The 23,943-nt window shown below is 71.3% G+C and carries 22 protein-coding genes; 11 read left to right on the forward strand and 11 right to left on the reverse strand.

Annotated features, from left to right (window positions below):
- The 3 genes from K7854_RS28225 to K7854_RS28235 form a co-directional block, all read right to left on the reverse strand.
- Positions 1–900, reverse strand: coding sequence for an ABC transporter permease (locus K7854_RS28225; RefSeq protein WP_226029370.1), 900 nt, complete (start codon positions 898–900; stop codon positions 1–3).
- Positions 897–3,548 carry a CocE/NonD family hydrolase gene (locus K7854_RS28230; RefSeq protein WP_226029371.1) on the reverse strand — a complete coding sequence of 884 codons (2,652 nt, stop codon included), beginning with the start codon at positions 3,546–3,548 and terminating at the stop codon, positions 897–899. The genes K7854_RS28225 and K7854_RS28230 overlap by 4 nt, the downstream gene beginning before the upstream one ends.
- Before the next feature lie 506 nt (positions 3,549–4,054).
- Complete coding sequence (locus K7854_RS28235; RefSeq protein ID WP_226029372.1) at positions 4,055–5,476, reverse strand: APC family permease; 1,422 nt, start codon at positions 5,474–5,476, stop codon at positions 4,055–4,057.
- A gap of 342 nt (positions 5,477–5,818) precedes the next feature.
- Here K7854_RS28235 and K7854_RS28240 point away from each other — a divergent pair, with 342 nt between their 5' ends.
- Positions 5,819–6,670, forward strand: coding sequence for an SCO4651 family lipoprotein (locus K7854_RS28240; RefSeq protein WP_226029373.1), 852 nt, complete (start codon positions 5,819–5,821; stop codon positions 6,668–6,670).
- Positions 6,671–6,725: 55 nt separating this feature from the next.
- Here K7854_RS28240 and mmsA read toward each other — a convergent pair whose 3' ends face one another.
- Entirely contained in the window at positions 6,726–8,228 is a 1,503-nt protein-coding gene (mmsA, locus tag K7854_RS28245) for a CoA-acylating methylmalonate-semialdehyde dehydrogenase (RefSeq protein ID WP_226029374.1), read from the reverse strand.
- 748 nt (positions 8,229–8,976) lie between these two features.
- Here mmsA and K7854_RS28255 point away from each other — a divergent pair.
- The 4 genes from K7854_RS28255 (at position 8,977) to K7854_RS28270 (ending at position 12,471) form a co-directional block, all read left to right on the forward strand.
- Positions 8,977–9,168 (forward strand): helix-turn-helix transcriptional regulator, encoded by a 192-nt coding sequence (locus K7854_RS28255; RefSeq protein WP_226029375.1) that lies wholly within the window; start codon positions 8,977–8,979, stop codon positions 9,166–9,168.
- A gap of 60 nt (positions 9,169–9,228) precedes the next feature.
- Entirely contained in the window at positions 9,229–9,810 is a 582-nt protein-coding gene (locus K7854_RS28260) for a GNAT family N-acetyltransferase (RefSeq protein WP_226029376.1), read from the forward strand.
- 98 nt (positions 9,811–9,908) lie between these two features.
- The gene (locus tag K7854_RS28265; protein WP_226029377.1) at positions 9,909–10,151 is read left to right on the forward strand and encodes a heavy-metal-associated domain-containing protein; all 243 of its coding nucleotides are present in this window, start codon (positions 9,909–9,911) and stop codon (positions 10,149–10,151) included.
- A gap of 34 nt (positions 10,152–10,185) precedes the next feature.
- Positions 10,186–12,471: a heavy metal translocating P-type ATPase gene (locus K7854_RS28270; RefSeq protein WP_226029378.1), complete on the forward strand. Its 2,286-nt coding sequence runs from the start codon at positions 10,186–10,188 to the stop codon at positions 12,469–12,471.
- 680 nt (positions 12,472–13,151) lie between these two features.
- Here K7854_RS28270 and K7854_RS28275 read toward each other — a convergent pair.
- Positions 13,152–14,441 (reverse strand): citrate synthase, encoded by a 1,290-nt coding sequence (locus tag K7854_RS28275; protein ID WP_226029379.1) that lies wholly within the window; start codon positions 14,439–14,441, stop codon positions 13,152–13,154.
- A 237-nt stretch (positions 14,442–14,678) separates the two neighbouring features.
- Positions 14,679–16,940, reverse strand: coding sequence for an SF1B family DNA helicase RecD2 (gene recD2, locus K7854_RS28280; RefSeq protein WP_226029380.1), 2,262 nt, complete (start codon positions 16,938–16,940; stop codon positions 14,679–14,681).
- Positions 16,941–17,006: 66 nt separating this feature from the next.
- Here recD2 and K7854_RS28285 point away from each other — a divergent pair, with 66 nt between their 5' ends.
- Complete coding sequence (locus K7854_RS28285) at positions 17,007–17,579, forward strand: Uma2 family endonuclease (RefSeq protein ID WP_226029381.1); 573 nt, start codon at positions 17,007–17,009, stop codon at positions 17,577–17,579.
- Between the two features lie 32 nt (positions 17,580–17,611).
- A complete protein-coding gene (locus K7854_RS28290; RefSeq protein WP_226029382.1) occupies positions 17,612–18,166 on the forward strand; it encodes a hypothetical protein in 555 nt (184 codons plus the stop codon).
- Here K7854_RS28290 and K7854_RS28295 read toward each other — a convergent pair.
- Entirely contained in the window at positions 18,120–18,308 is a 189-nt protein-coding gene (locus K7854_RS28295; RefSeq protein ID WP_226029383.1) for a DUF397 domain-containing protein, read from the reverse strand. The genes K7854_RS28290 and K7854_RS28295 overlap by 47 nt on opposite strands.
- 6 nt (positions 18,309–18,314) lie before the next feature.
- On the reverse strand, positions 18,315–19,154 hold the full coding sequence (locus K7854_RS28300; RefSeq protein WP_226029384.1) for a helix-turn-helix domain-containing protein: 840 nt from the start codon (positions 19,152–19,154) through the stop codon (positions 18,315–18,317).
- Positions 19,155–19,366: 212 nt separating this feature from the next.
- Here K7854_RS28300 and K7854_RS28305 point away from each other — a divergent pair, with 212 nt between their 5' ends.
- The 3 genes from K7854_RS28305 (at position 19,367) to K7854_RS28315 (ending at position 21,469) form a co-directional block, all read left to right on the forward strand.
- Positions 19,367–19,777, forward strand: coding sequence for an ATP-binding protein (locus K7854_RS28305; protein ID WP_226029385.1), 411 nt, complete (start codon positions 19,367–19,369; stop codon positions 19,775–19,777).
- Positions 19,778–19,822: 45 nt separating this feature from the next.
- Positions 19,823–20,569: a phosphotransferase family protein gene (locus K7854_RS28310; protein WP_226029386.1), complete on the forward strand. Its 747-nt coding sequence runs from the start codon at positions 19,823–19,825 to the stop codon at positions 20,567–20,569.
- A gap of 108 nt (positions 20,570–20,677) precedes the next feature.
- On the forward strand, positions 20,678–21,469 hold the full coding sequence (locus K7854_RS28315) for an ArsR/SmtB family transcription factor (protein ID WP_226029387.1): 792 nt from the start codon (positions 20,678–20,680) through the stop codon (positions 21,467–21,469).
- A 9-nt stretch (positions 21,470–21,478) separates the two neighbouring features.
- On the opposite strand, the gene K7854_RS28320 is transcribed toward K7854_RS28315, so the two are convergent.
- Positions 21,479–22,447: an RNA polymerase sigma-70 factor gene (locus tag K7854_RS28320; RefSeq protein WP_372481082.1), complete on the reverse strand. Its 969-nt coding sequence runs from the start codon at positions 22,445–22,447 to the stop codon at positions 21,479–21,481.
- Between the two features lie 172 nt (positions 22,448–22,619).
- Here K7854_RS28320 and K7854_RS28325 point away from each other — a divergent pair, with 172 nt between their 5' ends.
- Positions 22,620–23,105, forward strand: a complete 486-nt coding sequence (locus tag K7854_RS28325; RefSeq protein WP_226029388.1) for a carboxymuconolactone decarboxylase family protein — start codon at positions 22,620–22,622, stop codon at positions 23,103–23,105.
- Here K7854_RS28325 and K7854_RS28330 read toward each other — a convergent pair.
- Complete coding sequence (locus K7854_RS28330) at positions 23,047–23,706, reverse strand: sugar O-acetyltransferase (protein WP_226029389.1); 660 nt, start codon at positions 23,704–23,706, stop codon at positions 23,047–23,049. The genes K7854_RS28325 and K7854_RS28330 overlap by 59 nt on opposite strands.
- On the reverse strand, positions 23,703–23,943 hold a 241-nt coding region (locus K7854_RS28335; RefSeq protein ID WP_226029390.1), incomplete at its 5' end, for a helix-turn-helix transcriptional regulator. The genes K7854_RS28330 and K7854_RS28335, both read right to left, overlap by 4 nt.

The raw sequence follows: 23,943 nt of genomic DNA on the forward strand, positions 1-23,943 counted from the left end.
CTACGACACGACGTCCTTGCGGGCGAAACCGCGGAAGGCCAGCGCGAACAGCACCAGCGCGTACGTGACCGAGACCGCCGTGCCCTGGATCATGCCCGACCACTCGGGGTTGGGCTGGACGGCGTCCGCCCAGGCGAACTGCCAGTGCGCGGGCAGGAAGTCGCGCCAGTGGCCCAGCGCCGTCACGGCGTCCAGGACGTTGCCGACGATGGTGAGGCCGACGGCGCCGCCGACCGCGCCGAGCGGTGCGTCGGTCCGGGTCGACAGCCAGAACGCGAGGGCGGCGGTGACCAGTTGGGACACGAAGATGTACGCCACGACCACCACCAGGCGCTGCGCGGCCGTGCCCGGCGCGAGCGAACCGCCGGTGGGGATGGCCAGCGGCCCCCAGCCGTAGGCGACCGTGCCCACCGCCAGCGCCACCAGGGGCAGCAGCACCATCGCGGCCAGGCTCAGGCCGAGCCCGACGGCCAGCTTGGAGGCGAGCAGCCGGGCGCGCGGCACCGGCGCGGCCAGCAGATAGCGCAGGGAGGACCAGCTCGCCTCGGAGGCCACGGTGTCCCCGCAGAACAGGGCGACCGGGACGACCAGCAGGAAGCCCGCCGAGACGAAGAGGTTGACCGCGGCGAAGTTGGCGCCGGAGGCGGTGGCGGTGTCCATCAGGGTGATGCGGTCGCCGGGGCCCTCCGGCTCGCCGCCGATCGCGAAGGCGACGACGAGGACGAACGGCAGCACGGCGAGGATCGCGCCCATGACGAGGGTGCGGCGCCGCTTGAGCTGGCGCACCAGCTCCACCCGCAGGGGCAGCGTGCGGCCCGCGCGGTAGCCGTACGCGGTCTCGGCGGCGGACGCCGCCCCGGGCCCCGGGTCGGTCGGCGCCGCCTTGGTGGGCGTGCTCATGCGGAACCTCCGATCAGGGTGAGGAAGGCGTCCTCCAGGCGGCGGTGCGGGCCGACCGACGCCACGGGGATCTCCAGCCGGACCAGTTCGGCCACCAGGCCGGGCGCGGTGCCGCCGGGGTCGAGGCGGACCAGGAGCCCGTCGTCGGTGTGCACGACCGAGGCGACGCCCGGCAGGGCCGCGACCTTGTCCACGAGCGGTTCGTCCACCGGCAGGCCGGTGCCGACCAGGAGGGTGTCGCCGGAGCCGATGATCTCGGCGACCGGGCCCGCCTGGACCAGCCGGCCCCGGTCCATGACCACGAGGTGGGTGCAGGACTGCTCGACCTCGGCCAGCAGGTGACTGGAGACGATCACGGTGCGTCCGGCGGCCGCGTAGCGGATCATCACCTCGCGCATCTCGCGGATCTGCGGCGGGTCCAGGCCGTTGGTCGGCTCGTCGAGGATCAGGAGGTCGGGCAGGCCGAGCATGGCCTGGGCGATGGCGAGCCGCTGGCGCATGCCCTGGGAGTAGGTGCGCACCGCGCGGGCGAGCGCGTCGCCGAGACCGGCGATCTCCAGTGCCTCGTCCAGGTGGGCGTCCTCGGGCGGGCGGCCGGTCGCCCGCCAGTACAGCTCCAGGTTCTCCCGGCCGGACAGGTGCGGCAGGAAGCCGGCGCCCTCGACGAAGGCGCCGACCCGGGACAGCACCGGGGCGCCGGGCCGGATGGCGTGGCCGAAGACCCTGATCTCGCCGTCGTCCGGCTTGATCAGGCCCATCAGCATCCGCAGGGTGGTCGTCTTGCCCGCGCCGTTGGGTCCGAGCAGGCCGAGCACCTGCCCCTTCTCGACGCGGAAGGACAGCTCCCGCACCGCGTACCGCTCGGCGGACCCGGCGTAGCGCTTGCCGAGGCCGGTGATCTGCAGGGGGACGTCGGCGAGCGCCGGGTCGGGCGCGGGCGCGGCGGTGCGGCGGCGGCCGGTCCACAGCAGGACCAGGGCGACGGCGGCACCGGCGAGCGGCAGCCACCACACCCACGCGGGCAGCGGGGCGGCGGCGGTCGTCACGCCGGGGGCGGTGGGGACGTCGAGGCCGCCCTTGAGGGAGACGGTGTACGTCGCCGGGGCGGCCGGGGAGGCGTAGCCGAGGTCGGTGGAGGCGAGGACCAGGCGCAGGCGGTGGCCCTTCTCCACGTCGTGGTCGATCGCCGGGAGGGTCACCGTCACGTCCTTGCCCGCCTTGGCGTCCTCGACGCGCAGGGGGGTCACCAGCTGCGCCGGGAGCACGGGCGAGCTGCCGCCGGGGCCGACGTCGTACACCTTGGCGAACAGGACGGCGTCCTCGGCGGTGGAGCGGACGTGGACGGTGGCCGTCGGCGAGCCGGTGATCCGCAGGTCGTCGCCGACCGGGGCGGACTCGAACGCGGCGTACTGGCCGGGGAAGTCCAGCGAGACCCCGACGCCGAGCGAGGAGAGCTGGGAGAGCCCGCCGGCGCCGCCGATGCCGGGCAGGGCGGAGACGGCGGGCGGGTTGGCCCCGGCCGGGTTGTCGACGCGCTGCTCGCGGCCGCGCAGGGCCACGGACCGCTGTCCGTTCGCCAGACCCGGGTAGCGGTCGGCGCTCGCGCCCCGCAACTGGGCCTGTCCGTCGGTGGAGTCGACGCCCCCGGTGCGGGTGACGCGGAAGGCCGGGCCGGTGTCGGCGCCCTCGTCGTCCTTGAGGTAGCGGTCGAACCAGGCGCCGACGCGGGCCTCGACGCGGTCGTTCTCCAGGTCGCCCCCGTCGTGCCCGCCCGCGATCCAGTCGACGTCCACGGGGGCGCCGTTCGCCCGGATCGCCTTCGCCGCGGCGTCGGCCTGGCCGAGCGGGAAGAGGGAGTCGGTCTGGCCCTGCACGAGCAGGGTGGGCACGTCGATGCGGTCGCCCACGGCCTGCGGGCTGCGCGCTTCGAGGAGCTTGACGGCCTCGGCGTCGGGCGTGCCGGACTCGGCGACCCGTTGGTACATGCGGCACAGGTCGGCCTCGAACCGGTCGCAGCCGCCGCCGGAGTTGACGAAGATGCCGGCCCACAGCTTCTTGAAGACGCCGTTCGGGAACAGCGCGTCCGCCAGGTTCCAGTACGTGATGGCCGGGGCGACGGCGTCCACCCGGGGGTCGTGTCCGGCGGCGAGCAGCGCGACCGCGCCGCCGTAGGAGCCGCCCGCGATGCCCACGCGGGGGTCGCCGTCCTCGTCCAGCTCGACCTGGGGCTGCCGGGCGAGCCAGTCGAGCAGGCGGGAGACGTCGGCGACCTCGCCGTCCGGTGCGTTCAGCCCGATCTTCCCCGTGGACTTCCCGAAGCCGCGCGCCGACCAGGTCAGGACCGCGTACCCGTCCCGCGCCAGATCCTCGGCCTGCTCCCGTACGTCGTCCTTGCTGCCGCCGAAGCCGTGCGCGAGCAGGACGGCGGGGCGGCGGCCGCCGGGGCCCGCCGTGAAGTACGAGGTGTCCAGGCGCACGCCGTCGCCCACCGCCACGGTCCGGTCGGCGCGCCGCACCGGGGCCGGGTCGTCACCGGCGACGGCCGTCCACGTCCCGGCACCGGCGAGCACGACGACGGCGGCCGCGGCGGAGAGCATCCGCCGCGGCCCCCGTAGCAGCCCTCGCACGCGGGGCAGTCGAAGATCCATGTGTCAACGGTACGGGCCGCCGCGGACAACGGGGGCCGCCCCGGGGCTGAACCGGCGGCCCTCCCACGGAAGTACGGGGCCGCTCGCGCGTACCACGGGCGCGGTAGGCCCGGCCGGGCCCCGGCGGGCGGTCACGGCCCGACGGAGCGTCACGCCCGGCGGAGGGCACGCACGACGGGGTGTACGCCCCGCGGTCCGTCACGTCCGGCGGAGGGCACGCACGACGGGGTGTACGCCCCGCGGTCCGTCACGTCCGGCGGAGGGCACGCACGACGGGGTGTACGCCCCGCGGTCCGTCACGTCCGGCGGGGGGCACGCACGACGGGGTGTACGTCCGGCGGGTGTCACGCACGGCGGTCCGCCACGCCCAGCGGGTGTCACGTCCGGCGCCCGGCGCCCGGCGGGGCGTCGCGGCCCCCGCAGGGGCCGCACCGGCCCCACGGCGCCTCACCGTCTGCGCGGGTGCTCACGCTCCCCGCAGGGCGTCACCGTGCCCGCAAGGGGCCTCACGGCCCCGCGGGCTCGTGGACGTCCTGCGGGACCGTCACCAGCCAGCGGGTGTCGCGGCGCGGGCGCAGGTACAGGGCCCAGTAGAGGGTGGCGACGGCTGCGATACCGCCGGTCAGCAGCAGGTGGCTCGGCTCCTGCTGGGTCAGGATGTAGGCCAGGACCGCGATCAGCAGGAGAGGCACCGCCGGCCACAGGGGCATGCGCCACGCGTGCGCGTGCCGGTGGGCGCCGCGCCGGGACAGCAGGGCGGCGACCGCGACCAGCAGGTACATCCCGGTCACGGAGACGCCGGTGACGCCGTACAGGGTGTCGAGGTCGACGTAGCACAGCACGGCGCCCGGCACGCCGACGGCGAGGGTGGCGACCCACGGGGAGCCGAACCGGCCGAGCCTCGCGAAGAGTCCGTTGACCGGGGCGGGCCAGGCCTTGTCGCGGGCGGAGGCGAACAGCACGCGCGAGTTCTGGATGACCATGACGATGCCCGCGTTGACGATGGCGAGCGCCACGCACAGGCTCACGAAGGTGCCGACGGCGGAGTCGGACCAGGCGGTGACCATGGCGCCGATGTCGCCGCCGGTCAGCTCGGCCAGGTCGGAGGCGCCGAAGGTGATGGCGACGACCGGGACCAGGATGATCACCGTGGAGATGGCGAGGGTGGCCAGCACCGTGCGGGCGACGTTGCGGCGCGGGTTCTCCAGCTCCTCGGAGAGGTAGACGGCGGTGGAGAAGCCCTGGGTGATGAAGAGGGCGATGGCGAGGCCGGAGACGACCAGCATGGCCGTCACGGGGTCCGCACCGCCGCCCGTGCCGCCCACCTCCATGGACACCAGGCTGCCGGGTCCGCGCTCGGCGTGGGCGAAGCCCAGCACCGCGACGACGGCCGCGGCGATGACCTCCAGGACCAGGAAGACGCCGGTGATCCAGGCGTTGGCGCGCAGGTCGAGCAGCCCGGCGAGGGTGGCGAGCAGCATCACGCCGGCGCCCGCCAGCGAGGGGTCCAGGTGCAGGACCGGTTCGAGGTAGTCGGCCGTGCCCATGGCGATGACCGGGGGCACGATCATGACGACCAGCAGGGACAGCACGAAGACCAGCCAGCCCGCCAGCCGCCCGGCCATCGTCGACACCATGGCGTACTCGCCGCCCGCGCTGGGGACCAGCGTGCCCAGCTCCGAGTAGCAGAACGCCACCGCGACGCAGAGCAGGGAGCCGATGGCGATGGTCAGCGCGGTGGCGGTGCCGAGCGAGCCGAAGAGGTCGGGGACGACCACGAACAGCGTCGAGGCGGGGGTCACGCACGACAGCGTCAGGAGGGTGCCGCCGACGACCCCGATGGAACGCTTGAGTGTCCTCGACTCCGGGGGTGCCGGGACGTCCGGGGACGGGGCGGCGGTCTCGACGGGGCGGAGCGTGTCGGTCATGGAGCGGTTCCGATCGACTCGTGCGGTGGTGGTTCGGACGGGAGCGCTATCGCCTCCGGCGGCTTCGGTCGTACTGGTTTCGTCCACTCCCGGCGCTGCATGGAACACCGACGAAAACCAACACGTCAATGGTTGTTTACCTACGAAATCCGCACCCAAATGGCCTCCTTGATCGCCGAAACGGCAGAACAGGCAGTCCGGTTCCGCTTCTTGCGGCGGTACGGGAACCGCAACGTGGAGGGCAAAAAGACTGCCGACATCCGGCATACGGACATGTCGGTGGCCCCCGGTACAGTCCGTCGCACAGATGAATCACAGGAACGCAGCAACGGGTGGGGACTCATGAAGCTGAAGTACACCGCGGCCTGGGTGGGGCTCACGGCGGCCGCGATGGTCATGGCCACCGCGTGTGGCTCCGAGGGCGCGAAGACGGCGGCGGAGACGGCCGACAAGGCCGTGGACACGGCGGACACGATCATGGCGGCCCTCAGCCGGGCCACCGACCGCACCGAGGAGCTGGGCTCCGCCGAGGTCCGCACGACGACCGAGCTGGGCACCGGCGAGCCGATCGCCATGGACGGCACCTACTCCTGGGGCGACGGCTACGCACTCGACGTGGAGATGGACACCGAGGCCGCGCAGATGCAGGAGCTCACGGACTCGCCGACCGTGCGCACCCTCTTCGTGGACGGCGCCTACTACTACGACATAGACCCGCAGCCCGCCGGCCCGCTCGCGGGCAAGGAGTGGATGAAGATCGACGGTTCGGCCGTGTTCGGCGAGTCCGGCGCCGCCACGATGGCCGGTGGCGGCGGCGAGGGCAGCCCGGCGGACTCCATGAAGGGCCTCAAGTACGCCAGTGACGTCGACGATCTCGGCAAGGAGACCGTCAACGGCAAGCCGGCGACCCACTACCGCGCGGTGCTCGACGAGCAGGACCTCGGCAAGTTCAAGGAGGTCTTCAAGGGCGACGACAGCATGCTCAACTCCGCCGCCGGCCAAGGCTCGATCACCATGGAGATCTGGGTGGGCGCCAAGGACCTGCCGGTGCGCCTGAAGCAGGACTTCGGCGCCATGACGGTCACCATGGACTTCGACAAGTGGGGCGCCACGAAGGACATCGTCGCCCCGCCCGCCGGCCAGGTCGGCGACCTCACGCAGGAAGTGAAGGACGCCGGCCTGCAGCAGGGCTGAGAAGACGCGGAGGTGCCTCCGTCCCGCCGGGAGCGGGACCGAGGCACCGCGTGTCTCAGTGGTTGCGCGGGAAGCCCAGGTCCACGCCCGCCGGGGCGTCGGCCGGGTCCGGCCAGCGGGTGGTGACGACCTTGCCGCGGGTGTAGAAGTGCGTGCCGTCGTTGCCGTAGATGTGGTGGTCGCCGAAGAGCGAGTCCTTCCAGCCGCCGAAGGAGTGGTAGCCCACGGGGACCGGGATCGGCACGTTCACACCGACCATGCCGGCCTCGATCTCCAGCTGGAAGCGGCGGGCCGCGCCGCCGTCCCGGGTGAAGATCGCGGTGCCGTTGCCGAAGGGCGAGGCGTTGATGAGGGCCACGCCCTCCTCATACGTCTCGGCGCGCAGCACGCACAGGACGGGGCCGAAGATCTCGTCCTGGTACGCCTTCGCGGTGGTCGGCACCCGGTCGAGCAGGGAGATGCCGATCCAGTGGCCGTCCTCGTGGCCGTCGACCGTGTAGCCGGTGCCGTCCAGGACGACCTCGCAGCCCTCGTCCGCCGCACCCGCGACGTAGGAGGCGACCTTGTCGCGGTGGGCCTTGGTGATCAGCGGGCCCATCTCGGAGGACGGGTCGGTGCCGGGACCGATCTTGATCTTCTCGGCGCGCTCGCGGATCTTCTCCACCAGCTCGTCGCCGACGGCGCCGACCGCGACGACCGCGGAGATCGCCATGCAGCGCTCGCCGGCCGAGCCGTAGGCCGCGGAGACGGCCGCGTCGGCCGCCGCGTCGAGGTCGGCGTCCGGCAGCACCAGCATGTGGTTCTTGGCGCCGCCGAGGGCCTGCACGCGCTTGCCGTTCGCGGAGGCGGTGGTGTGGATGTAGCGGGCGATCGGGGTCGAGCCGACGAAGGAGACCGCCTTGACGTCCGGGTGCTCCAGGAGGCGGTCCACGGCCACCTTGTCGCCGTGCACGACGTTGAAGACGCCGTCCGGCAGACCGGCCTCGGAGAGCAGTTCGGCGAGCTTCACGGCGGCCGAGGGGTCCTTCTCGCTCGGCTTGAGCACGAAGGTGTTGCCGCAGGCGATGGCGATCGGGAACATCCACAGCGGCACCATCGCCGGGAAGTTGAACGGCGTGATGCCCGCGACCACGCCGAGCGGCTGCCGGATCGAGGACACGTCGACGCGGGTGGCGACCTGCGTCGACAGCTCGCCCTTGAGCTGGACGGTGATGCCGCAGGCCAGGTCGACGATCTCCAGGCCGCGGGCGACCTCGCCGAGCGCGTCGGAGTGCACCTTGCCGTGCTCGGCGGTGATCAGCTCGGCGATCTCGTCGCGGTGCGCGTCCAGCAGCGCCCGGAACTTGAACAGGATGGAGGTCCGCTGGGCCAGGGAGGACTGACCCCAGGTCAGGTACGCCTCCTTGGCGGCGGCGACCGCGGCGTCCACCTCGTCGACGGAGGCGAAGGCGACCTTGGTGGTGACCGCGCCGGTCGCCGGGTTCGTCACCGGCCCGTAGGTGCCCGAGGCGCCTTCGGCGGTCTTGCCGCCGATCCAGTGGTTGACGATGTTCGTCATGACCGAGAACTCCTTCACAGATGGCGGCGACGGGTCCAGACGTGCCGTTGGTGCAGCTCGGGCTGCTCGTGCAGCTCGGGGGCCGGGACCGGTGACGGTCGGGTCGCGGTCTCGGCCATGACCCCATCCCAGCAGCCCGGCGCCGCGGGCGCGCCCGACACTGTGTCTGCGGTTCGGGTGTCGGCGTAGACACGTGGGGCAGTGTGGGCGGCCCGCGCGGGAGCGCGACGCGGGGACCTCCGGCGCGGAGCCGGTGCGAGCGGGGAGTTGGCGCTCGTGCCTCGCTCCTGCCAGGGCGAGGCCGCCTTCCCGCGCCGGAGGCGTTCGGTGGGGGAACCGGCGACCGGGCCGAGTGCCATCGGGTCGTGCGCCATCGCGTTCCCTTCTTGCCCGCCCTTGCGTCTCCCCGGTTTCTAGCCTCGTGCGTGCGGCCTGTCAATGTTTTGTCCGGACATTCGGACGACATGCCGCGGAGGGCGTGCGACGGAGCACGGCCGACCGCCGCAGTCAACGCGCCGCGCCTGAACGACGGCGTACGCCTGTGTGGCACTCGTGTCACAAATGCGCCCTCCGGGTCACACATGTCACGCGCACGCGGGGCTTCCGTCACACCCGGGAACGTCCCCTGACCGCCCTCCGCCCGGCGTCGTTCACCCGGCACAGGCTTGGTGATCGCCAGCGCGGCGCCCGGCTCCCCCCGGCGGCCGTCCCCGGCCGCCGCCGCGGCGCGCGCAGGGAGGTGCAACGAGTGACCGACCGAAGGCTCTGGTCCTACAAGGACATCGCGGCCCACATCCGCGTCCAGCCGGACACCGTGCGGTCGTACCGCAAGCACGGGCTGCTGCCGCCGCCCGACCACGTGGAGGGCGGAAAGCCGTACTGGTACGCGGAGACGGTCCGGGCCTGGGTGGCCTCCCGCCCCCGCAACCGCAACAGATAGCGGCGGGAGCGAGGGAAAACCGTTCTGTGCCCCACCGGCGGGTGGGGCACAGTGCCGTGCATGGACTTCTCCGTGAAACCCGTGCTCACCGGCGACAAGACCGTCCTGCGGCCGTTCACCACCGAGGACGCCGACGTGATGTGGGAGATCATCAACGATCCCGAGGTCGTCCGGTTCACCTTCGAGCCGAGCACCGAACTCACCCTCGACCGGCTGCGCTCCTGGTACGGCGTGCGCACCGCCGACCCCGACCGGCTCGACCTGGCCGTCACCGACCGGGCCACCGGCGAACTCGTCGGCGAGGTCGTCCTGTACGAGTGGGACCCGTCGGCCCGCAGCTGCACCTTCCGCACCCTCATGGGGCCCCGGGGCCGCGGCCGGGGGCTGGGCAGCGAGGCGACCCGGCTCGTCGTCGGGCACGCCTTCGAACAGGTCGGCCTGCACCGCGTCCAGCTGGAGGTCTACGCCGACAACCCGCGGGCCCGGCGGGTGTACGAGAAGGCCGGTTTCGTGGTGGAGGGGGTGCGGCGGGAGGCCGCCCTGCGCGGCGGCGAGTGGGTGGACGACGTGCTGATGGCGGTGCTGGATCACGAGTGGGCGGAGGCACGGACGCGCCGCGAGGGGGCGCAGGTGACGGGGTGAACCTCGCCTTTATACCCCCTAGGGGTAAGGTGGGGCGTGTGGTCCCGGCCGGACCACGGGCATCCGCCCACGCACGTCCCCCGACGAGGAGCAACGACATGACCGCCCAGACCGACACCACCCAGGGCTCCGTCACCACCGTCTACAAGGTGAGCGGAATGAGCTGCGGCCACTGCGAGGGCGCCGTCTCCGGCGAGATCTCCGGGATCGCGGGCGTCGCCTCCGTGCAGGCCGTCGCCGCCACGGGCGAGGTCACCGTGGTCTCCGAGACCCCGCTCGACGACGCGGCCATGCGCGCCGCCGTGGACGAGGCGGGCTTCGAGCTCGTCGGCCGGGTCTGAGCCCGGCGCATCCCCCCGTCCTGGAGTCCGGACCATGACCAGCACCACCGAGGACACCCGCACCGCCCCGACGGCCCCCGGCCCCGGCCCCGATCCGGGGCTCGCCGAGGTCGAGCTGCTCATCGGCGGGATGACCTGCGCGTCCTGCGCGGCCCGCGTCGAGAAGAAGCTCAACCGCATGGACGGTGTCACCGCCACGGTGAACTACGCGACGGAGAAGGCCCGGGTCAGCTACCCGGCGACCACCCGGGTCGCCGACCTGATCGCCACCGTCGTGAAGACCGGGTACACCGCCGAGGAGCCCGCGCCGCCGGAGCCCTCGGACGGGTCCGGCTCCCGGGAGAGCGGTTCCGGGGAGGGCGACGACGATCCGGAGCTGTCGGCCCTTGGGCAGCGCCTTCTCGTCTCGGTCCTGCTCGCCGCGCCCGTGGTCCTGCTCGCGATGGTCCCGGCGCTCCAGTTCGACAACTGGCAGTGGCTCTCCCTCACCCTGGCCGCGCCGGTCGTGGTGTGGGGCGGGCTGCCCTTCCACCGCGCCGCCTGGACGGGCCTGCGGCACGGCGCGGCCACCATGGACACACTGGTCTCGCTCGGCACGCTGGCGGCGTTCGGCTGGTCCCTGTGGGCGCTGTTCTTCGGCGACGCGGGCATGCCGGGCATGCGGCACGGCTTCGACCTCACCGTCTCCCGCACCGACGGCGCCTCCGCGATCTACCTGGAGGCCGCCGCCGGGGTCACCGCCTTCCTGCTCCTCGGCCGCTGGCTGGAGGCCCGCTCCAAGCGCCGCGCCGGGGCCGCGCTGCGGGCGCTGATGGAGCTGGGCGCCAAGGACGTGGCCGTACTGCGGGACGGGCGCGAGACACGGATACCGGTGGACCGGCTCGCGGTGGGCGACCGGTTCGTCGTACGCCCCGGCGAGAAGATCGCCACCGACGGCACGGTGACCGAGGGCGCCTCGGCGGTGGACGCCTCCCTGCTGACCGGCGAGTCGGTGCCGGTGGACGTCACCGTCGGCGACACCGTCACCGGCGCCACGGTGAACGCCGGGGGCCGGCTGGTGGTCGAGGCGACCCGGGTCGGCGCGGACACGCGGCTGGCGCGGATGGCGAAGCTGGTGGAGGACGCGCAGAGCGGCAAGGCCGAGGTGCAGCGGCTCGCCGACCGGATCTCCGGCGTCTTCGTGCCGGTCGTCCTGGTGATCGCGGTCGCCACCTTCGGCGGGTGGCTCGGCGCCACGGGTGACACGGTGGCGGCGTTCACCGCGGCCGTCGCCGTGCTGATCATCGCCTGCCCGTGCGCGCTGGGCCTGGCCACCCCGACCGCGCTGCTGGTCGGCACCGGGCGCGGCGCCCAGCTCGGCATCCTCATCAAGGGCCCCGAGGTCCTGGAGTCCACGCGGCGCGTCGACACCGTCGTGCTGGACAAGACGGGGACCGTCACCACCGGCCGCATGACCCTGCACGAGGTGTACGCCGCCGAGGGCACCGACGAGGAGGAGCTGCTGCGGCTCGCCGGCGCGGCCGAGCACGCCTCGGAGCACCCCGTGGCCCGCGCGGTCGCGGCCGGTGCCGAGGAGCGGCTCGGCACGCTGCCGGGCGTCGAGGACTTCGCCAACGTCCCCGGGCGCGGCGTGCGCGCCCGCGTCGCGGGCCGTGAGGTGACCGTGGGGCGCCTGAACGACGTCCTGCCGCCCGAGGTGGCCCGTGCGGCGGACGAGGCCGAGAGGAACGGCCGTACGGCCGTCGTCGTCGGCTGGGACGGTCAGGCGCGCGGGGTCCTCGCCGTGGCCGACGCGGTCAAGGACACCAGCGCCGAGGCGGTGGCCGGGCTGCGCCGGCTGGGCCTGGCCCCGGTCCTGCTGACCGGCGACAACCGACGGGTGGCCGAGTCGGTCGCGACGGCCGTCGGCATCGGCGAGGTGATCGCCGAGGTGCTGCCCGAGGACAAGGTCGCGGTGGTGGAGCGGCTGCGGGCCGAGGGCCGTACGGTCGCCATGGTCGGCGACGGCGTCAACGACGCCGCCGCGCTCGCCACCGCCGATCTGGGCCTGGCGATGGGCACCGGGACGGACGCGGCGATCGAGGCGAGCGACCTGACGCTGGTGCGCGGGGACCTCAGGGTGGCCGCGGACGCGATCCGGCTGTCCCGACGCACCCTGGCCACGATCAAGGGCAATCTCGTGTGGGCCTTCGGCTACAACGTGGCCGCGCTGCCGCTGGCCGCCGCCGGGCTGCTGAACCCGATGATCGCGGGCGCGGCGATGGCCTTCTCCTCGGTCTTCGTGGTCACCAACAGCCTCCGGCTGCGCACCTTTCGCTGACCGGCAGTGGTCCGCATTTCACGCAGGTCGAGGGGCTGCACCTCTGGAGTCCGGCACGTCCCTCACATAAGCTCTTCACAAGGCTCGCGCATCTTCCTTACGCTTGAGCCCCGTCCGGCGTACGGGGCTCTTGCGCACCTAACGGACATATGCAAGAGACGCAGATCACAGTGATGCGAACGTAACCATCGAAGGGGTTCGAAGGTCTAAGTTGGCGATGTCAGGCAGCGTCTTGGGGGGCGCCACCTGGCATCTGGGGATGTCTTGGGGGACTTTCCCAGAGCTGCGTTGCCGGGACACGTACACCGGGAAGCTTTGAGCGGCCCTCCCGGGCGTGCGCTGTCCCGGCAGACCGCACGAAGAGCACCACGAGCGAAGAGCACGAGCGAAGAGCAGAAGAGCACGACACAGCGATTCAGGCGCTGTCCTCACAGACGCCCGGCCGGATCCCGTGGGGGGAATCCGCACCGGGACATGGGAAGGCGCCCTGGTTCGTCGGCCCGTGGGGGGACCGGCGCCAGGGCGCCTTCTTCCTTACTGCCGTGCGACGCGCTTTCTTACTGCTGTGCAACACGCGAGAAGGGGCGCGGGGAACTGCGCGACCAGCCACAAGGCTGCCGCAGCCACCCGCGCCCCTCAGCGACGAACTCCTGGGCGCACGGCACCTACACCGGCAGGTGTCAGCGCTCCTCGACGGGGATGAAGTCGCGCTCGACGACGCCCGTGTAGATCTGGCGCGGGCGGCCGATGCGGGAGCCCGGCTCCTTGATCATCTCGTGCCACTGGGCGATCCAGCCCGGCAGCCGGCCGAGAGCGAACAGGACCGTGAACATCTCGGTCGGGAAGCCCATGGCCCGGTAGATCAGGCCGGTGTAGAAGTCGACGTTCGGGTAGAGGCTGCGCGAGACGAAGTAGTCGTCGGAGAGCGCGTGCTCCTCCAGCTTCAGGGCGATGTCCAGCAGCTCGTCGGACTTGCCGAGGGCGGAGAGCACATCGTGCGCGGCGGCCTTGATGATCTTGGCGCGCGGGTCGAAGTTCTTGTAGACCCGGTGGCCGAAGCCCATCAGGCGGACGCCGTCCTCCTTGTTCTTCACCTTGCGGATGAAGGAGTCGACGTCGCCGCCCGCGTCGCGGATGCCTTCGAGCATCTCCAGCACCGACTGGTTGGCGCCGCCGTGCAGCGGGCCCCACAGGGCGTTGATGCCGGCGGAGATCGAGGCGAACATGTTCGCCTGCGAGGAGCCGACCAGGCGGACCGTGGAGGTCGAGCAGTTCTGCTCGTGGTCCGCGTGCAGGATCAGCAGCTTGTCGAGGGCCGCGACGACCGTCGGGTCCAGCTCGTACTCCTGCGCCGGCACCGAGAACGTCATGCGCAGGAAGTTCTCGACGTAGCCGAGGTCGTTGCGCGGGTAGACGAACGGGTGGCCGATCGACTTCTTGTACGCGTACGCCGCGATCGTCGGAAGCTTCGCGAGCAGCCGGATCGTGGAGAGGTTGCGCTGCCGCTCGTCGAACGGGTTGTGGCTGTCCTGGTAGAACGTCGACAGCGCGGAGACGACCGACGACAGCATGGCCATCGGGTGCGCGTCGCGCGGGAAGCCCTTGTAGAAGTTCTTGACGTCCTCGTGCAGCAGGGTGTGCTGCGTGATCTCGTCCTTGAACGCGGACAGCTCGTCGACGGTCGGCAGCTCGCCGTTGATCAGCAGGTAGGCCACCTCCACGAAGGAGGAGCGCTCGGCCAGCTGCTCGATCGGGTAGCCGCGGTACCGGAGGATGCCGGCTTCGCCGTCCAGATAGGTGATGGCGGATTTGTAGGCGGCGGTGTTGCCGTAACCGCTGTCCAGCGTCACCAGACCGGTCTGGGCGCGGAGCTTCCCGATGTCGAAGCCCTTGTCACCGACGGTGCTGTCGATCACCGGGTAGGTGTACTCGCCGTCGCCGTACCGCAGTACTACAGAGTTGTCGCTCACGTCTTCCCTCACCGACGTAGTGCCTCATCTTCGAGGTGCCCTGACTGTCTCTACCATCCCCCACTTGGCTCAGGAGAGTGCACTCGGGGTCGACCATCGGGCCTATTGGCGGCACTCAGTGCCGCCAACTTGCTCATCCTGCCCCCTCCGGAGCCCATCCGGAAGTGCTGTGTGACCTTTGCGACTCATTTGATCGATCATTTTTTTCACACGGGCCGAGAGGTTTACCGCAAGGTTTCACGGCCGGGGTCCGGCGAGCCGGAAGTCGAGCGCCGTGCACCGCCGCCCGGCCGACACCGTCCGCACCGCCTGCCCGATCGCCTTGCGCGAGCCGACGAGGACGACCAGTCGCTTCGCCCGGGTGACCGCCGTGTACAGCAGGTTCCGCTGGAGCATCATCCAGGCCCCGGTCGTCACCGGGATCACGACGGCCGGGTACTCGCTCCCCTGCGACCGGTGGATGGTGACCGCGTACGCGTGGGCCAGCTCGTCCAGTTCGTCGAAGTCGTACGGCACCTCCTCGTCCTCGTCGGTCAGCACCGTGAGGCGCTGGTCCACCGGGTCGAGCGAGGTGACGACGCCCACGGTGCCGTTGAAGACGCCGTTCTCGCCCTTCTCGTAATTGTTGCGGATCTGGGTGACCTTGTCGCCGACCCGGAAGACCCGTCCGCCGAACCGCTTCTCCGGCACGTCCGGGCGGCCCGGGGTGACGGCCTGCTGGAGCAGCCCGTTCAGCGTCCCGGCGCCGGCGGGCCCGCGGTGCATGGGGGCCAGTACCTGCACGTCCCGGCGCGGGTCGAGCCCGAACTTCGCGGGGATGCGGCGCGCGGCGACATCCACGGTGAGCCGCCCCGCCTCCTCGGTGTCGTCCTCGACGAAGAGGAAGAAGTCCTTCATCCCGTCGGTGACGGGATGCTGCCCGGCGTTGATCCGGTGCGCGTTGGTGACCACGCCGGACTGCTGGGCCTGCCGGAAGACGCGGGTGAGCCGTACGGCGGGGACCGGACTGCCGGGCGCCAGCAGGTCGCGCAGCACCTCCCCGGCCCCGACGCTGGGCAACTGGTCGACGTCCCCGACGAGCAGCAGGTGGGCGCCGGGCGGCACGGCTTTCGCGAGCTTGTTGGCGAGCAGCAGATCGAGCATCGACGCCTCGTCGACCACCACCAGGTCGGCGTCGAGCGGCCGCTCCCGGTCGTAGGCCGCGTCGCCGCCGGGCTTCAGCTCCAGCAGCCGGTGCACGGTGGACGCCTCGGCGCCGGTCAGCTCGGCGAGCCGCTTGGCGGCCCGCCCGGTGGGCGCGGCGAGCACGACCTTCGCCTTCTTGGCCCGCGCCAGCTCCACGATCGACCGGACGGTGAAGGACTTGCCGCAGCCCGGTCCGCCGGTGAGGACTGCGACCTTCTCGCTGAGCGCGAGCTTGACGGCCTCCTCCTGCTCGGGCGCGAGTTCGGCGCCCGTGCGCCCCTTCAGCCACCCGAGCGCCTTGTCCCAGGCCACGTCCTGGAAGCCGGGCATCCGGTCCTCGTCCGTGTGGAGCAGACGGCGCAACTGCCCGGCCAGGGCCAGCTCGGCCCGGTGGAAGGGCACGAGATAGACGGCGGTGATCGGCTCACCCCCCTCCGGGTGCGGCACCTTCTCCCGCACGACTCCGGGGTCCTCGTCCGGCTCCTCCGGCTCGGCGGCCAGCTCGCCCAGGCACTCGATGACGAGCCCGGTGTCCACCTGGAGCAGCTTGACCGCGTCGGCGATCAGCTTCTCCTCCGGGAGGTAGCAGTGCCCCTGGTCGGTGGCCTGCGACAGCGCGTACTGCAGCCCGGCCTTGACCCGCTCCGGGCTGTCGTGCGGGATCCCGACGGACTGGGCGATCTTGTCGGCGGTGAGGAAGCCGATGCCCCAGACGTCGGCGGCGAGCCGGTAAGGCTGGTTCTTCACGACGGAGATCGAGGCGTCCCCGTACTTCTTGTAGATCCGCACGGCGATGGAGGTGGACACCTCCACGGTCTGGAGGAAGAGCATCACCTCCTTGATCGCCTTCTGCTCCTCCCAGGCGTCGGCGATCTTCTTCGTCCGCTTGGGCCCGAGACCGGGCACCTCGATCAGCCGCTTGGGCTCCTCCTCGATGACGGTGAGGGTGTCGACGCCGAAGTGCTGCGTGATCCGGTCCGCGAAGACCGGCCCGATCCCCTTGACCAGCCCGGACCCGAGGTAACGCCGGATGCCCTGGACGGTGGCGGGCAGGACGGTCGTGTAGTTCTCGACGTGGAACTGCTTGCCGTACTGGGGGTGCGACCCCCAGCGGCCCTCCATCCGCAGGGACTCCCCCACCTGCGCACCGAGCAGCGCGCCGACGACGGTCAGCAGGTCGCCGGCGCCTCTGCCGGTGTCGACACGGGCGACGGTGTAGCCGTTCTCCTCGTTGGCGTACGTGATCCGCTCCAGGACGCCTTCGAGCGTGGCGAGCCGCCGCTCACCGGGGGCCGCGGGGGGCTGGTCGGTCATGATCCGACGGTACCGGTGGGGACTGACAGGGAGGTCGGAGAGTCGCCTTCTCAGTACTCTGGGCTCATGGACTACGCCAAGATGCGCGCCATCGCCGCGGAGCTCGGGGCCTACTCGGAGCGGCTCGAGGGGTCGTGGAGCGTAGAGATCGGGCCGTCCGGTCCGATACTGGCGATGAGGTGCCCGTCGAAGCGGCACGAGGGCACGGTCCGCCGCATCTGCAAGCAGTTGGACGCGCAACTGCCCGGCACCCACCCCGGCTACATCTGCGCGAACGGCCCCGAGATCGAGCACCCCGCCATCGGCCGTATGCGCCGCCCCGACGCCGTCGTCATCCCCGAAGCCACCCTCGACGAAGAGGGCCTGGCCGTCGACGCGACGCAGGTGCTGGCTGCCGTCGAGATCGTCTCACCGTCCAACCCGAGCAACGACTACGACGAGAAGCTGGCTGATTATCCGGCCATGAGCATCCCGCACTACATGATCGTCGACCCGCGCACCGGCACGATCGAGGTGCATTCCGAGCCGTGCAAGGGCCGCTACAGCAGCAAGGAGCCGTACATCTTCGGCGACGCGGTGCCGTTCGGGCCGTGGACGGTGGAGACGTCGGAGTTCCGCCGGTACGGCAGGGACGGCTGACGCCGGTTGTCCATGGTGCGGCGGAGGGGAGCATGGGGCTGACCTACGGCTACGACGTCTATCTGCGTCCCCGGAACGTCCCGGGGGCGCTGGCCGCCGTGGCCGAGTTGGCGCCCCCGTCCCGTGACGTGCCGCCGCTCGACGTCACACTGCCCGGCGGCGAGCGGATCACCCTCCCGTTCACGTCCGGCTTCCGCAGCGAGCCGGTCGACTGCTCCTCGGTCGACACGTTCGACCTGGACACGTCCCTCATGTTCCCGGTCGACGACGCGGTGCGGGCGTACGCGGAGTCCTACGGACTCCCGCCCGAGGAGAACGGGCGGGTCCGGATCGGGTACGTCTACCTGACGGTCCGGTTCCGGTCCTTCCTCGATCCCCGGTACACCTCCCTGGAGTTCTGGGCGGCTACGTCGGGCATGAGCCGCCTGTTCGAGCGGTCGGCGAGCATCAGGAGAACGTTCACCGACCTCGCCGCCGCCGTCGGCGCCGAGTGCTGCCAGTTCGACGTGGGCGACGGCAGCCCCGGGGAGGTGTGCTGGGTCAGCGGGGAGGCGGGCTTCCCTCCACCGCCGCGAGGAAGCGCGTGAAGGCGGCGCGGGGGAAGGTGAGGGCGGCTCGGGCGGGGGCCTTGCTGTCACGGACGGCTACGTGGGTGGCAGAGGTGGCTATCTCCACGCAGTTGTTGCCGTCGCCCTCGCCGGAGTAGGACGACTTGCGCCAGTTGTCCATTGGTGCTCACAGCTCCTTCGTCAGCCGGTGGATGAAGACACGCGATCGATCCGGGTCGAGCGAGACTGCTTCCACCTTACGGAAGCGCGTTCGATAGGCGCCGAGCTGGGCTTCGGAGTCAATGAGGAACGCACCGTGCGGCGCATCGCGCGCGACCGTATCCAGCTTGCGTACAGGCCCACCGATGTACGTCATCGTGCTTGAGGCCCTTGCGAACCCATCCAGGTCGAACGGGATAACCCGCAAGGTGATTCGGTCGGCCTCGGAAATCTCCAGAAGGCGGACGAGTTGGGACCGCGTGGCAGCGCGATCACCGACCCTGATGCGAAGTGCGGACTCGTGGATCACGATCTCGTGGGGGAACGTGGCTCTCCCCTGCCTCGTCAGCCGATGACGCACCCGCAACTCCAACTCCTCGTCGGTCAGTTCGGGAATCCTCGACGAGAAGACGGCCCGGGCGTAGTCCTCCGTCTGCAAGAGGCCCGGCACATACAGGATGGCCACATCCTGCTGGAAGGTGGCGTGGTGATCCAGTTCGGCCAGATCTAGAAAAGGCGTGGGAAGCAGCTCTCGGTACTCCTCCCACCAACCCCTTGTGCGGTCAGTGGCCATTTCCACCAGGGCATCGACGAGTTCCTCGTCCGTGCAGGCGTAATGGGAAGCGAGACGCCTGAGCCGCTGCTCACTGACTCCCGAGAGTCCTGCCTCGATCTGACTGATCTGGACGTTGCTGACACCAAGCATGCTCGCGGCCTGCCGAGCGGTGAGGCCGGCCGCCTCACGGAGTTTGCGCAGCTCCACCGCCAGGCGCAGTTGACGCGCCGTTGGTTCGCGCCTCGTGGGCAATGACGACTCCTCACCTCAACGCGTCTACGGACACGACTCGTTCGGGGTGAAGATTACGCGACCAGCTTGCCCCGCCGAAACTTTAAGGTCTACCGTCAGTGATGCGGCGCACACCGTGCGAAACCGGAAGCGCACCGTTCCGTCCTGCCACGACGGCTCCGGCAATGACACCGGTCCGCCCCTAACTCCCCTCACAGCTAAGGGAATCCCTCATGCCTGAAAACGAACCCTGGGAGTACTCCCTCTACATCCCCAACGACCTGCGCGCCGTCACCATCAGCCGCCGCACCCTCCGCCTGGTCCTCACCATGCACGGCCTGATCCGCCTCGTGGACGTGGCCGAACTGCTCGCCACCGAGCTGGTCTCCAACGCCGTACGGCACACCAAGGGCACCGCCGCCCTCCGCATCCGCTGGTCGCCGCCGGGCACGTTGCGGATCGGGGCGTGGGACGCGGATCCGGAACCGCCCGAGCCGCCCGCGCGGTTCGAGAGGGGGCCGGAGCTGGAGGAGGGGCGGGGGCTGGCGCTGGTGCGGGCCTGCGCCGACGTATGGGGCTGGCACCCGCTGGCCAGACACGGCAACCGGGGGAAGTACGTGTGGTGCGAGCTGTCGGCGGCCTGAGAAACCCGGCGACATCGGCGATCATCCCCGGGATACTGGCCGCCCATGGATGAGGTCGAAGTCGTCGTCGCCCATTCCGAGCGCGCGACGCTGCGCGTCGGCGACGTGTTCCTGAAGGTGGACGCCGATCAGGCGCGGATCGACGCCGAGGTCGAGGCGATGTCCCGCGCGCCGGTCCCGACGCCGGAGGTCCTGTGGCGCAAGCCACCCGTACTCGCGACCGCCGCACTCCCGGGGACGACGCTCGGCCGCCTCGGCGGGCCGTCGACCGGGTCGCCGGCGGCGTGGGCGGCTGCGGGCGCCGCCATCCGGAAACTGCACGACGCGCCCCTGCCGCCCCGGCGGGGCCGGGCCGGGCGGAGCATCGAGGAGTTGACGAGGGAACTCGACGACGAGTGCGGGCTGCTCGTGACGAACGGTGTCCTGCCCGCGGACCTGGTCACCCGCAACCGCCGGGTCGCCGAGGCGGCGCTGCGGCCGTGGACGCCGGCGTTCACGCACGGCGACCTGCAGATCGCGCACGTCTTCGTCGACGGCGACGAGGTCACCGGCATCATCGACTGGTCCGAGGCGGGACAGGGCGACGCCCTGTACGACCTCGCCACCTTCACGCTCGGACACGAGGAGCACCTCGACGACGTGATCGCCGGCTACGGCACCGGCGTCGACCTCGAAGTGATCCACGCGTGGTCGTCGTTGCGCAGCCTGCTGGCGGTCCGCTCGCTGATCGAGCAGGGCTTCGACCCCTTCGCACCGGGCTGTGAAGTGGATGTGCTGAGGTCCCGGATGTAAGCCTGCGCCGGCCGGCGCAGGTCACAGTGAGCGAGCCCGTTTGACGTGCAGCCGTCTGGCTGCCTAACGTGATACGCAGCCAATGGGCTGCATGTCAGAGGGGCGGAGATGGACGAGGTCTTCAAGGCGCTGGCGGACGGCAGTCGGCGACGGCTGCTGGACCGTCTGAACGCGCGTGACGGGCAGAGCCTGCGCGAGCTGTGCGCCGGGCTTGACATGGCCCGGCAGTCGGTCAGCAAGCACCTGGCGGTGTTGGAGGAGGCCCGCCTGGTCACCGTCGTGCGGCGGGGCCGGGAGAAGCTGCACTACCTCAACGCCGAACCGATCAACGCCATCGCCGAACGCTGGATCAGCCGCTACGACCGGGAGCGGGTGCGCGCACTCGCCGACCTCAAGCACGCGCTGGAGGACAACGCCATGGACAGCAACGCGTTCGTCTACACGACCTACATCAGGACCACGCCCGAGGAGCTGTGGCGGGGCCTGACCGACCCGGCCTTCACCCGGCGCTACTGGGGGCTGGAGTTCCGTACCGACTGGGCGGCCGGGTCGCCCATGGTGTGGCGGGAGCGGAGCGCCGAGACCGCCGACCCGGAGCAGGTCGTCCTGGAGTCCGACCCGTACCGGCGGCTGTCGTACACCTGGCACACCTTCACGCCCGAGTGGGCCGAGGCCAACGGGATCGACGACGAGACCCTCGCCAAGCTCTCCGCCGAGCGGCGCTCCAAGGTCACCTTCGAGATCGAGGACCTCGGCGGGTCGGTGAAACTGACCGTCGTCCACGACGGGTTCGAGCCCGGCAGCACCGCCCGCGAGATGATCCAGCACGGCTGGCCCGCCCTGGTCTCCAGCCTCAAGACGCTGCTGGAGACCGGCGAGACGCTGCCGGAACCGGGGTGAGCCGGGCGCTCACCGGCTCAGGGCCGCCTCCTCGCGCATGTGCGACAGCTTCTCCGGGTTGCGCACCGCGTACAGCCCGGTGATGCGGCCTTCGTCGAAACGCACCGCCACCACGGTGTCGAGTTCGCCGTCGAGCCGGACGACCAGGGCGGGGTGTCCGTTGACCAGGGCCGGGTCCATCCTCATCTCCATGTCCAGCTTGACCAGGCCGCCCAGCATGAGGCGGGCCACCTTGTCGGCGCCGATGATCGGCCGCAGCACCGCCTGCTTGATGCCTCCGCCGTCGCCGAGCAGGACGACGTCCGGGGACAGGACGTCGAGCAGCCCTTGCAGGTCACCCGTCTCCACGGCGCGCTGGAACGCGGCCAGCGCCTGGCGGGACTCGGTCGCCGTGACCTCCCCGCGCGGGCGGCGGGCCGCGACGTGCGCACGGGCGCGGTGCGCGATCTGCCGGACGGCGGCCGGGCTCTTCTCCACCGCCTCGGCGATCTCGTCGTAGCCGAGGTCGAACACCTCGCGCAGGACGAACACCGCCCGCTCGACCGGCGCCAGGGTCTCCAGGACCAGCATCATCGCCATCGACACGCTGTCGGCCAGCTCGACGTCCTCGGCCACGTCGGGCGTGGTCAGCAGCGGCTCGGGCAGCCAGGAGCCGACGTAGGACTCCTTGCGGCGGCCGAGCGTGCGCAGCCGGTTCAGGGCCTGGCGGGTGGTGATGCGGACCAGGTACGCGCGGCGGTCGCGCACCGTGGCGAGGTCGACTCCCGCCCACCTCAGCCAGGTCTCCTGGAGCACGTCCTCGGCGTCGGCGGCCGAGCCGAGCATCTCGTAGGCGACGGTGAAGAGGAGGTTGCGGTGCGCGACGAAGTCCTCGGTGGCCGCGTCCACGGGGCCGCCGTCGCCGGGGCCACCGTCGCCGGGGGCGGCCGCGCGCCCGGTCGCGTCGGCCCGTCCGGGCCCGTTGTGCTCGCTGGTCACCAGCTTCTCCCGTTCGTTCGGTCACGGCAGTGTCTCGCGCACAGGACACCGGTCGCCCCGGTGCTGTGACACCCGCCGCCGGTGGGATGGGTCACATCCGTCTCCTGTCACAGGCTGCGGGGCGGCGGCGTCTTGTGTTCGTCACCGAGGCACCGAGAGCGAGGACGAGATCATGGACACCCGATTCAACCTGTTCGAGAACGAGTTCGCCGGTCGGTTCGCGAAGCGGTTCGCGGGCATGGGCATGCTGATGCACGAGTCGCCGCTGCCGAAGGCCACGCAGGAGCTGGTGTCGCTGCGGGCCAGCCAGATCAACGGCTGCGGCCACTGCATCGACATGCACGTCAAGGAGGCCGCGGCCGCCGGGGAGAGCGCGGTCCGGCTCCACCTGGTCGCCGCCTGGCGCGAGTCCACCGTGTTCACCGAGGCGGAGCAGGCGGCGCTGGCCCTCGCCGAGGAGGGCACCCGGCTCGCCGACTTCCACGAGGGCGTGTCCGACGAGACGTGGGAGCTGGTGCGCAAGCACTACGACGACGACCAGGTCGCCGCGCTGATCTGCCTGGTCGCCCTGATCAACGCGGCCAACCGGCTCGCCGTGATCACCCACCAGAAGGGCGGCTCGTACGAGGCGGGGATGTTCGCCGCGGCGGTCGGCTGACGTCGGGGGCGGCTCGGGTGGTCAGGTCGTCGTCCGTGATGCTCCGGACCACCCGGCACGGCGTGCCGAGCGCGACGGACATCGGAGGGATGTCGCGGCTGACGACGCTGCCGGCGCCGACGACCGACCCGTATCCGATGCGGACGCCGGGCAGCACCACCGCGTTGCTGCCGATCCACACCTTGTCCTCGATCACGATCGGCTCGGAGAACCTCCCGAAGTCCACGCGCCGGGAGGGGTGAACCGGATGCCCCGTCGTGGTCAGCGTCACGCTGGGGGCGATCATGACCCCGTGGCCGATGCGTATCTCGACGTCGTCGACGAAGGTCAGGTTCACGTTCCCGAAGAAGTCGTCCCCGATGTGGACGTTGCTGCCGAAGCCGGCGTGGAACGGCGGCAGGAGCACGGTCCGTTCACCGACCGAGCCGAAGATCTCGGTCAGCAGCGACCGGCGCTCCTCCGGCCGGCTCGGCGGGGTGTGGTTGTAGGCGAATATCTGCTCCGTTCGCCGCAGCGGGGCCTGGAAGGCCGCTTCCGACTCGGTGTAGACGAGCCCCTCGGCGATCCGGGCCAGGACACTTTCCTCGTGTCGGTCCGTCACAGTGAGACGATCCTTTCGCTCCGCTGACGATGGGTACCGGGCGTGTGGCCGAACGCGCGGCGGAAGACGTCGATGAAGGCGCTGGTGGACGACCATCCGCACTGGTGGGCGACCCGGGTCACGGGGGTGTTCTCCGCCAGCAGGACCAGGGACCGGTGGAGCCGCAGCTGGGTGCGCCACTGGGGGAACGTCATGCCGAGGTCGTGGCTGAACAGCCGGGACAGCGTGCGCTCGCTC

The sequence above is a fragment of the Streptomyces hyderabadensis genome, assembly GCF_020404845.1.
Lineage (GTDB): Bacteria > Actinomycetota > Actinomycetes > Streptomycetales > Streptomycetaceae > Streptomyces > Streptomyces hyderabadensis.

Coding starts and splice junctions, on each gene's coding strand:
- K7854_RS28240 (WP_226029373.1), top strand. CDS start 5,819: ATGAAGCTGAAGTACACCGCGGCCTGGGTGGGGCTCACGGCGGCCGCG.
- K7854_RS28295 (WP_226029383.1), bottom strand. CDS start 18,308: ATGGACAACTGGCGCAAGTCGTCCTACTCCGGCGAGGGCGACGGCAAC.
- K7854_RS28315 (WP_226029387.1), top strand. CDS start 20,678: ATGGACGAGGTCTTCAAGGCGCTGGCGGACGGCAGTCGGCGACGGCTG.
- K7854_RS28310 (WP_226029386.1), top strand. CDS start 19,823: ATGGATGAGGTCGAAGTCGTCGTCGCCCATTCCGAGCGCGCGACGCTG.
- K7854_RS28230 (WP_226029371.1), bottom strand. CDS start 3,548: ATGGATCTTCGACTGCCCCGCGTGCGAGGGCTGCTACGGGGGCCGCGG.
- K7854_RS28305 (WP_226029385.1), top strand. CDS start 19,367: ATGCCTGAAAACGAACCCTGGGAGTACTCCCTCTACATCCCCAACGAC.
- K7854_RS28260 (WP_226029376.1), top strand. CDS start 9,229: ATGGACTTCTCCGTGAAACCCGTGCTCACCGGCGACAAGACCGTCCTG.
- recD2 (WP_226029380.1), bottom strand. CDS start 16,940: ATGACCGACCAGCCCCCCGCGGCCCCCGGTGAGCGGCGGCTCGCCACG.
- K7854_RS28325 (WP_226029388.1), top strand. CDS start 22,620: ATGGACACCCGATTCAACCTGTTCGAGAACGAGTTCGCCGGTCGGTTC.
- K7854_RS28235 (WP_226029372.1), bottom strand. CDS start 5,476: ATGACCGACACGCTCCGCCCCGTCGAGACCGCCGCCCCGTCCCCGGAC.
- K7854_RS28290 (WP_226029382.1), top strand. CDS start 17,612: ATGGGGCTGACCTACGGCTACGACGTCTATCTGCGTCCCCGGAACGTC.
- K7854_RS28225 (WP_226029370.1), bottom strand. CDS start 900: ATGAGCACGCCCACCAAGGCGGCGCCGACCGACCCGGGGCCCGGGGCG.
- K7854_RS28265 (WP_226029377.1), top strand. CDS start 9,909: ATGACCGCCCAGACCGACACCACCCAGGGCTCCGTCACCACCGTCTAC.
- mmsA (WP_226029374.1), bottom strand. CDS start 8,228: ATGACGAACATCGTCAACCACTGGATCGGCGGCAAGACCGCCGAAGGC.
- K7854_RS28285 (WP_226029381.1), top strand. CDS start 17,007: ATGGACTACGCCAAGATGCGCGCCATCGCCGCGGAGCTCGGGGCCTAC.
- K7854_RS28270 (WP_226029378.1), top strand. CDS start 10,186: ATGACCAGCACCACCGAGGACACCCGCACCGCCCCGACGGCCCCCGGC.